Here is a 7,452-nt window from a genome sequence, read left to right as displayed (position 1 = left end):
GGCACTATCTCGTATTTTTTAGAATGGTGGTAGATGGGATGGTCGGATGCTTACGGTGATGGCAAATTTTTGGGCGATTATTGCGCATTATCGCGTGAGTTTTTTTAGTGGTGTGCCCACGCTGTTTGCTGGCTTATTAAATCTACCAGTTGGCGACCATGATATTGCTAGTTTAAAGCACTGTTTGTGTGGCGCAGCCCCGATGCCGATAGAAGTATTTAAACAATTTGAAAAACAAACAGGGGTACAAATCATTGAAGCGTACGGTATGACGGAAGGCAATTGTGGTAGTTCAGCCAACCCAAGATTTGGGGAGAAGAAAATTGGTTCAATAGGGCTACGCTTCCCATATCAGCCTATGCAAGTGATGATGCTTGATGATAATGGCAAGTTTGTGCGAGTTGCCAACACAGGCGAGGTGGGCAATATTTGTATTCGCGGCGATAATGTGTTTGTCGGCTATTATTTGGCGCAGCAGAACCAAGGGATTTGGGTAACTGACTCTGACAATCAAACTTGGTTTAATTCAGGCGATTTGGGCTATCAAGATGCAGACGGCTACTTTTTCTTGACGGGTAGAAAAAAAGAGTTAATTATCCGAGGTGGACACAATATTGACCCAAAAATGATCGAAGAGGTGGTTTATCAATATGACGGGGTAGCCGGCTGTGCCGCCATTGGTAAACCTGATAGCTATACAGGCGAGTTACCTGTTTTATTCGTTGCCCCTAAGCCGGGTGTCAGCTTAGATACTGATAAACTCATGCAATTTTGCCAACAAAACATTGGCGAAAAAGCGGCGATTCCTAAAGCCATCTACGTGATTGATGCATTGCCTTTAACGGCAGTGGGTAAAGTATTTAAACCTGCACTAAAACGTCAAGCGACCGTGATGGCTGTCAGTGAAGTACTGCAACAACATCATATCAAGGCTACCGTCAGCAGCAAAGATGATTCTACTTATGGGTTTATTGTACTAGTCAAACTAGATGGCGATGCGTCACATCAACCCCAAGCCAAGACAGTGTTGGACCAATTGGCGATTCATTGGCAGTGGGCTGAATAGGTTTTTTAAATAATTAAGGTAACTACTAAATTAAGCGATGGTACAAGACGCATTAACCCTTATAGCGTTTTTCGAAAATCACTGGCTGACATATTAAACTGCTGTTGAAAAGCTCTGGAAAAAGATGCCAGATTAAAAAAGCCAGTCGCCATTGAAATGGTGGTCACTGGCATGGTGGTATGTTGGAGTAGATTTTTAGCATAGTCTAATCGTAAATTCAGATAATACTGTTGGGGTGAGACCCCTAGCTGTTTGGCAAACTGCCGCTGTAGTTGTCTTTCAGAAATGCCAACATATTTAGCAATGTCCGCTAGCGTGAGCGGTTCTTCGATATTGGTTTTCATTAATGTGATAGCATCGATGACATGAGCATAGCTATGACTAAGGCTCTTTGGTTTGGGTAAATGTTGGATGCTCGCTGGCTCTCGGATAGTGGTGATGACAAACATGTCTTGAATTTTTTCAACGATTTCTCGCCCAAAGTGCTGCTTGATGATGTGCAGGGTCATATCAAGCGCGCATACCCCGCCAGAGCAGGTATAGAGCCGATCCCCAATGGTAAAAATATGGTTTAAGAATTTTACATTGCCAAATTGTTCCTGAGCCAGTGTAACATTTTCCCAGTGCAGCGAGGCCGATTGATTGGCTAACAACCCTGCATTCGCAAGCGCTATTGCCCCGGTACAAAGCCCCCCTAGCGCAATATCCCGAACGGCTAAACGCTCCACAATACCCTTTAGCGCGTCTGTCATTAAATTTTCGGCTTCATAGCCCCCGCAAATAAACACGAGTTCACAATCAAATAGATGTTTGATTTCAGCGGTATGAGTGACTTGTACCCCATTACTGGCACTGGTCTGATGCCCCGCAAAACCACTAATAATCCAGCTATATAGTGGTTGGCTACTGACATAGTTTGCCATTCGTAACGGCTCGATGACATTGCTAAAAGCCATCATGGTAAAGCCATCAATCAATAAAAAACCAATTTTTTTAATATTCGCTGTCATAAGTAAAGTATTAATAGACAAGCAGTGTTGTCGTAATTAGTCAAAAAAATGTCGTCTTATGAAAAACTGATTTTTTAAATTTACGTATGATGAGGGATGTGGAGAGCAGAGAATTTCTTAACATCAACCTAAACCTCGTGAGGCGCAAACAATGAATCAGTCAGTTGAACATATGATCAATAATGCGGGTAGCCTGGATACTGCACTTAGCATGCCAAGCTTAATCCAAATCAGAAATGGCGAGAAGGTCAAGCCGACTTTTAGCGCCCAAGAATACCAAAACCGCCAACAAAAGCTTAAAGCCTATATGGCAAAAAGCGACATTGATAGCGTGTTATTCACCTCCTATCACAATATCAACTACTACGCAGACTTCTTATATTGCTCATTTGGACGCTTCTATGGTCTGGTCATCGACCAAGACAAAGTAGTGACTATCTCCGCCAATATCGACGGTGGACAGCCTTGGCGACGTACCATGGGCGATGACAATATCGTTTATACCGACTGGCAACGCGATAACTACTTTAAAGCCGTGGCAAGTCAAATCAACAACAAAGGCAGAGTGGGGATTGAATACGATCACTTACCTATCGAACGTTTGAAAAAACTACAAGACGCCTTGCCCAATGTCGAATTTGTCGATATCAGCCAAGCTTGTATGAAAATGCGAATGGTGAAATCAGCCGAGGAAATCGCCCTTATCAAGCAAGGTGCACAGGTTTGTGACATTGGTGGGGCAGCGCTCGTCAACGCCGTGCATGAAGGGGTTCCTGAGTATGAGGTAGCGTTAGCCTCTACGCAAGCGATGATACGAGAAATCGGGCAACGCTTTGAGCATGTCGAGCTCATGGATACTTGGACGTGGTTTCAATCAGGTATCAACACCGATGGCGCGCACAATCCTGTGACCAATCGCAAAGTGCAGCGCAATGATATTTTAAGCTTAAACTGCTTTTCGATGATTGCAGGCTACTATGTGGCGCTGGAGCGTACGCTGTATTTTGGTGAACCTGATGCGGCAACGCTCAAATATTGGGAAATTAACTGCAAAGTGCATGAAGAAGGCATAAAACTCATCAAACCTGGCGTTCGTTGCTGTGATATCGCCTTAGAGCTCAACAAAATCTATGCCGAATATGGCATTTTAGACCGCCGCACCTTTGGGTATGGGCACTCATTTGGCGTGTTGTCACACTATTATGGCCGTGAAGCAGGGTTAGAACTGCGTGAGGACATTGATACAGTACTTGAGCCAAATATGGTCATCTCAATGGAACCGATGATTATGATTCCAGAAGGTATGGCAGGGGCAGGCGGTTATCGTGAACATGATATTTTGGTTTTAAATGAAACAGGCGCTGATAATATCACAGGCTTCGCCTATGGTCCCGCACATAACATTATCAGTTAGCTTACTTTAGCATGACTTACTACCAACCAAGGGGAAACTAAATGACAACTTTTGCACTTTCACCCACTGCCGTAGCAATGCAACAACCAGCTACCGAGCCATATGTTAAAGATCCTGTGTTACTCAAAAAAGCCGCCAAAGCCAGTTTTATTGGTAACTTTGTCGAGTGGTTTGATTACGCATCGTATGGCTATTTTGCCACTGTCATCGCTAGCGTATTTTTTGCTAAAACCGATGCAACCGTCGCGTTGATGTCAACTTATGCAATTTTTGCGCTATCCTTTATTGTCCGTCCGTTTGGGGGTATTTTTTGGGGACATATTGGCGATAAATACGGTCGAAAAGCGGCTTTATCTTGGTCGATTTTGATTATGTCGGGTGCCACTTTCTTAATCGGATTGTTGCCAAGCTATGCCACCGTGGGTATCTTAGCGCCTGTGTTGTTGTTATTGTTGCGCATGATTCAAGGTTTTTCCGCCTCGGGAGAGTATGCAGGGGCATCAGCATTTATGGCAGAGTATGCGCCGCCCGACAAAAAAGGGTTTTATACCAGTATCGTACCTGCCAGTACATCCGCGGGTCTATTACTGGGCTCACTGATTGCTGCAGCTATGACCGCCTTTATGGATGCTGACTTTGTACAAACTTGGGGATGGCGTATTCCGTTTTTATTGGCTGCACCACTGGGTCTAGTGGGTCGATATATGCGGTTGAATCTTGAAAAAACCCCGGCTTTTAAGGCGTTTGAAGAAAGCACCATTGAAAAACCTGTGCCAATCAAAAATTTGTTTGCCAACCATAAAAAAACCTTGTGCATTGCTTTTATGTTATGTAGTTTGAATGCGGTGGCTTTTTACTTAATCCTAAGCTATATGCCGACTTATTTATCGACCCAAATGCACATCAATGAAACGCAGTCGCTGCTAGCTGCCTCCATTTCATTAGTCGCTTATATCGGTATGATTTTTACCATGGGTAAACTGTCAGACAAATATGGTCGCAAAACCATGCTGATTATCGCATCTGTATTGTTTATCGCGTTGACAGTGCCTTTGTTTCATATGCTAAGCCTGGGTGGGTTTTTAACGATTGTTTTGATTCAACTGGTGTTCTCGCTGTTATTATCCGTCAATGACGGTACACTACCGGCTTTTTTAAGTGAGATCTTCCCAGTCGAGGTACGTTATTCAGGTTTTGCTTTCACCTTTAACTCAGCCAATGCCCTACTCGGCGGCACAACCCCCTTGATGGCAACTTGGTTAATGAGCAAAACAGGCAGTCAAATCGCGCCAGCTTGGTTATTGGTGATAGCAAGCGTAATTGCACTGGTAGCAACGGTGATGTATAAAAAATCCGATAGTGTGTCTATGTTAGAAAAAGGTTAGAAAGACGTTAGAAAAACGTTAAAAAGATGTTAGAAAAATAATTGATTAACCACGGTTATCAATAACCCCATGAAGTTAATTTAAGTTTTTTCCCAAAGTGGTTTTAGCCAACCTTGTTTGCTAGAATCACTTTTTTTATCCCCCATTTTTTAGGAATTGCCAGTGACTCGTAAACCCGCTTTCGCTACCAACCAATCCCCTAACACGCGCAATCATGCGACGATGGGTGGCTTGCAAGTCATTGTGGCGGCTATCTGTTGGGGCACGCTGGGTATCTTTACCACCTATCTACATCAACTGGGTTTTGATAGTGTGCAAATTGCCATTTTAAGAGTGGTGACCGCTGCTATGATGCTACTGATATTATTGCCATCGTTGTGGACGTCTATTAGGCGGTTATCGGTCGGCGAGATATTACAGTTGAGCCTGCAATCGTTGATTGGTGTGTTAGGCATGACGGTTTGCTATTTTATCGCGGTCAATTTTGTGGGGGCGGGCATTGCGGTATCGCTACTATATACGGCGCCGATTTTTAGTCTGGTACTGGCATTTTTTTTATTAAAAGAACCGATAACAAAAAAATCATTTACCTTAGCTTGCATCGCGGTATTGGGCGTGGCACTGACAACGCTCAGTGAGAACTTTACATTGAGTTGGGGGATTGTGTTTGGTCTATTGTCTGGGGTGTGCTATTCACTGTATGGCATTTTAGGAAAAAAAGCCTTACACAAACACTATCCACCGACCTTGGTGTTTTTTAGTTCGGTGGTGATTAGTGCCATGGCTTTATTATTCCTACCGATGACCTATCAAACCTATGCCAAAGCATTCAGCATGCCTGTCATCACTTGGTTGTGGGTGATGGGGCTCAGCCTAGTGGGTACCGTGATTCCGTTTTTCTTGTATATGTCAGCCTTACATAAACTCCCTGCGACCAAAGCCTCGGTATTCACCGTGTTTGAGCCGTTTACCGCGATTGTATTATCGATCGTATTACTGCACCAATCGCTCAATGGCATGCAGTACTCAGGGATGATATTAATCCTTTTAGCCACCCTCCTAAACTCTATTAAACTGCCCTTGCAGCGGCATCGGCAACTGACAGAAGTCGATACTCAAGTCTAATAACAGCCCAAACCGTGTAAACATCCCTGATTTGGGCTTCACCATGTCGTTATCAATGCTCACTGCACCAATGTGGCACAGCCCTTGCATTCTATAAAACCATATATTTTTTATATAGTTAGATAGATATGGCTTGGCACTCAGTCCTTACTTTAGCTTTTGACACCCAACATGCGGGTGAGCATGCTCGCACCAATTTGGTACAACGCCACCACCAAGGCGCCTTGCGGGTACAAAAAGCCTTGTATCCTGAAAGCGGTGAACAGCAAGGTATTTGTCATGTCATCATGCTGTATCCGCCTGCTGGCATCGCCTTAGGCGATAAACTCGATATTGACATTGGCGTAAAACATCACGCCCACGCTGTGATTACCACGCCCGGGGCAAATAAATGGTACGGCAATTTACCAAGTTACACCGCTAACAAGCAAACCGATGATAGCCCATCAGCCAGAAAAACCCAAGAAACCAAAAAAAACCAAGAAACTCAAGAGAATTCAAATAGTTATGCTGTTCAAAATGTCACGGTTTATCTACAAGATGACAGCCGTTTTGAATGGCTACCGCAAGAAAACTGTTTTTATAACGCAAGTTTTGCCCATGCCACCAATCAGTTTTTTATCAGCCCAGCTGCCAGTGTTATCGCTTGGGAAATTAACCTGTTAGGGCGAGAGTATCATGGCGAGCGCTACAGTACAGGCGAGATGCGGTTATCAAACCTATTTTGGCGCGTGGATGAGCAGCCCAAATTGCTGCTTGCTGATACCTTACATCACTGTGCCGAACACGATTGGTTTGGCTCAGCCGTGGGTCTCAATAACCATAGCGTCTTTGCGAGCTTATGGGTTGTGCCAAGCGTTGATGCGCAAAAACAGCTGATTGAATGGGTCAAGCAATTACGCTTATTTATCGACCACCATAGCTTGCCTGTCTCTTGCACCCAAACAGGCGAGGTGATGATTATTCGCTATTTGGGGGATGATGTCCGCCAATGTTTTGACAGTTTTGGTGCAGTTCGTGGTGAGATTCGCACTTTAATGTGGCAAAAAGTCAGTCATTTGCCCCGAATTTGGGCAACTTAGTGGCAGTGAAGGTCTAATTTTTAACACTGAAAAAATAATTGGAGTAACCCATGCATTTAACCCCCGCCGAAAAAGATAAATTACTCATTTTTACCGCAGGACTGGTTGCCGAGCGCCGCAAACAACGTGGCTTAAAACTTAACTATCCAGAAGCAATAGCCTATATCAGTATGTTGGTGCTCGAAGGCGCAAGAGAGGGCAAAACAGTGGCACAGTTGATGGGCGAAGGCACCACGTGGCTTAGGGTTGAGGATGTGATGGATGGTATCGCCGAGATGATTGACGATGTGCAAGTGGAAGCCACCTTTCCAGATGGTACCAAACTGGTGACCATTCACCAACCGATTGTGTAATTTAAACAGTATAAGGG

7 protein-coding genes are annotated in these 7,452 nt (G+C 44.2%); 6 read left to right on the top strand and 1 reads right to left on the bottom strand.

Annotated features, from left to right (window positions below; translation table 11 throughout):
* Positions 1–58 precede the first annotated feature (58 nt).
* A complete protein-coding gene (locus RT084_RS11460) occupies positions 59–1,066 on the top strand; it encodes an AMP-binding protein (RefSeq protein WP_313100134.1) in 1,008 nt (335 codons plus the stop codon).
* Positions 1,067–1,125: 59 nt separating this feature from the next.
* On the opposite strand, the gene RT084_RS11455 is transcribed toward RT084_RS11460, so the two are convergent.
* Positions 1,126–2,076, bottom strand: coding sequence for a GlxA family transcriptional regulator (locus RT084_RS11455; RefSeq protein ID WP_313100131.1), 951 nt, complete (start codon positions 2,074–2,076; stop codon positions 1,126–1,128).
* 172 nt (positions 2,077–2,248) lie between these two features.
* On the opposite strand from RT084_RS11455, the gene RT084_RS11450 reads away from it, so the two are divergent.
* The 5 genes from RT084_RS11450 (at position 2,249) to ureA (ending at position 7,435) form a co-directional block, all read left to right on the top strand.
* Positions 2,249–3,490, top strand: a complete 1,242-nt coding sequence (locus RT084_RS11450) for an aminopeptidase P family protein (RefSeq protein ID WP_409519604.1) — start codon at positions 2,249–2,251, stop codon at positions 3,488–3,490.
* Between the two features lie 77 nt (positions 3,491–3,567).
* The gene (locus tag RT084_RS11445) at positions 3,568–4,875 is read left to right on the top strand and encodes an MFS transporter (RefSeq protein WP_313100136.1); all 1,308 of its coding nucleotides are present in this window, start codon (positions 3,568–3,570) and stop codon (positions 4,873–4,875) included.
* A gap of 162 nt (positions 4,876–5,037) precedes the next feature.
* The gene (locus tag RT084_RS11440; RefSeq protein ID WP_313100127.1) at positions 5,038–6,000 is read left to right on the top strand and encodes a DMT family transporter; all 963 of its coding nucleotides are present in this window, start codon (positions 5,038–5,040) and stop codon (positions 5,998–6,000) included.
* A gap of 128 nt (positions 6,001–6,128) precedes the next feature.
* On the top strand, positions 6,129–7,082 hold the full coding sequence (locus RT084_RS11435) for an urease accessory protein UreD (RefSeq protein ID WP_313100124.1): 954 nt from the start codon (positions 6,129–6,131) through the stop codon (positions 7,080–7,082).
* Positions 7,083–7,132: 50 nt separating this feature from the next.
* Complete coding sequence (ureA, locus tag RT084_RS11430; protein WP_060995978.1) at positions 7,133–7,435, top strand: urease subunit gamma; 303 nt, start codon at positions 7,133–7,135, stop codon at positions 7,433–7,435.
* The last annotated feature ends 17 nt before the right edge of the window (positions 7,436–7,452 follow it).

It is taken from the genome of Moraxella sp. CTOTU48717 (assembly GCF_032057165.1).
Taxonomy (GTDB): domain Bacteria; phylum Pseudomonadota; class Gammaproteobacteria; order Pseudomonadales; family Moraxellaceae; genus Faucicola; species Faucicola tetraodonis.
Note: the sequence above shows the minus strand (reverse complement) of the source record. Positions and strands in the feature narration are given on the sequence as shown.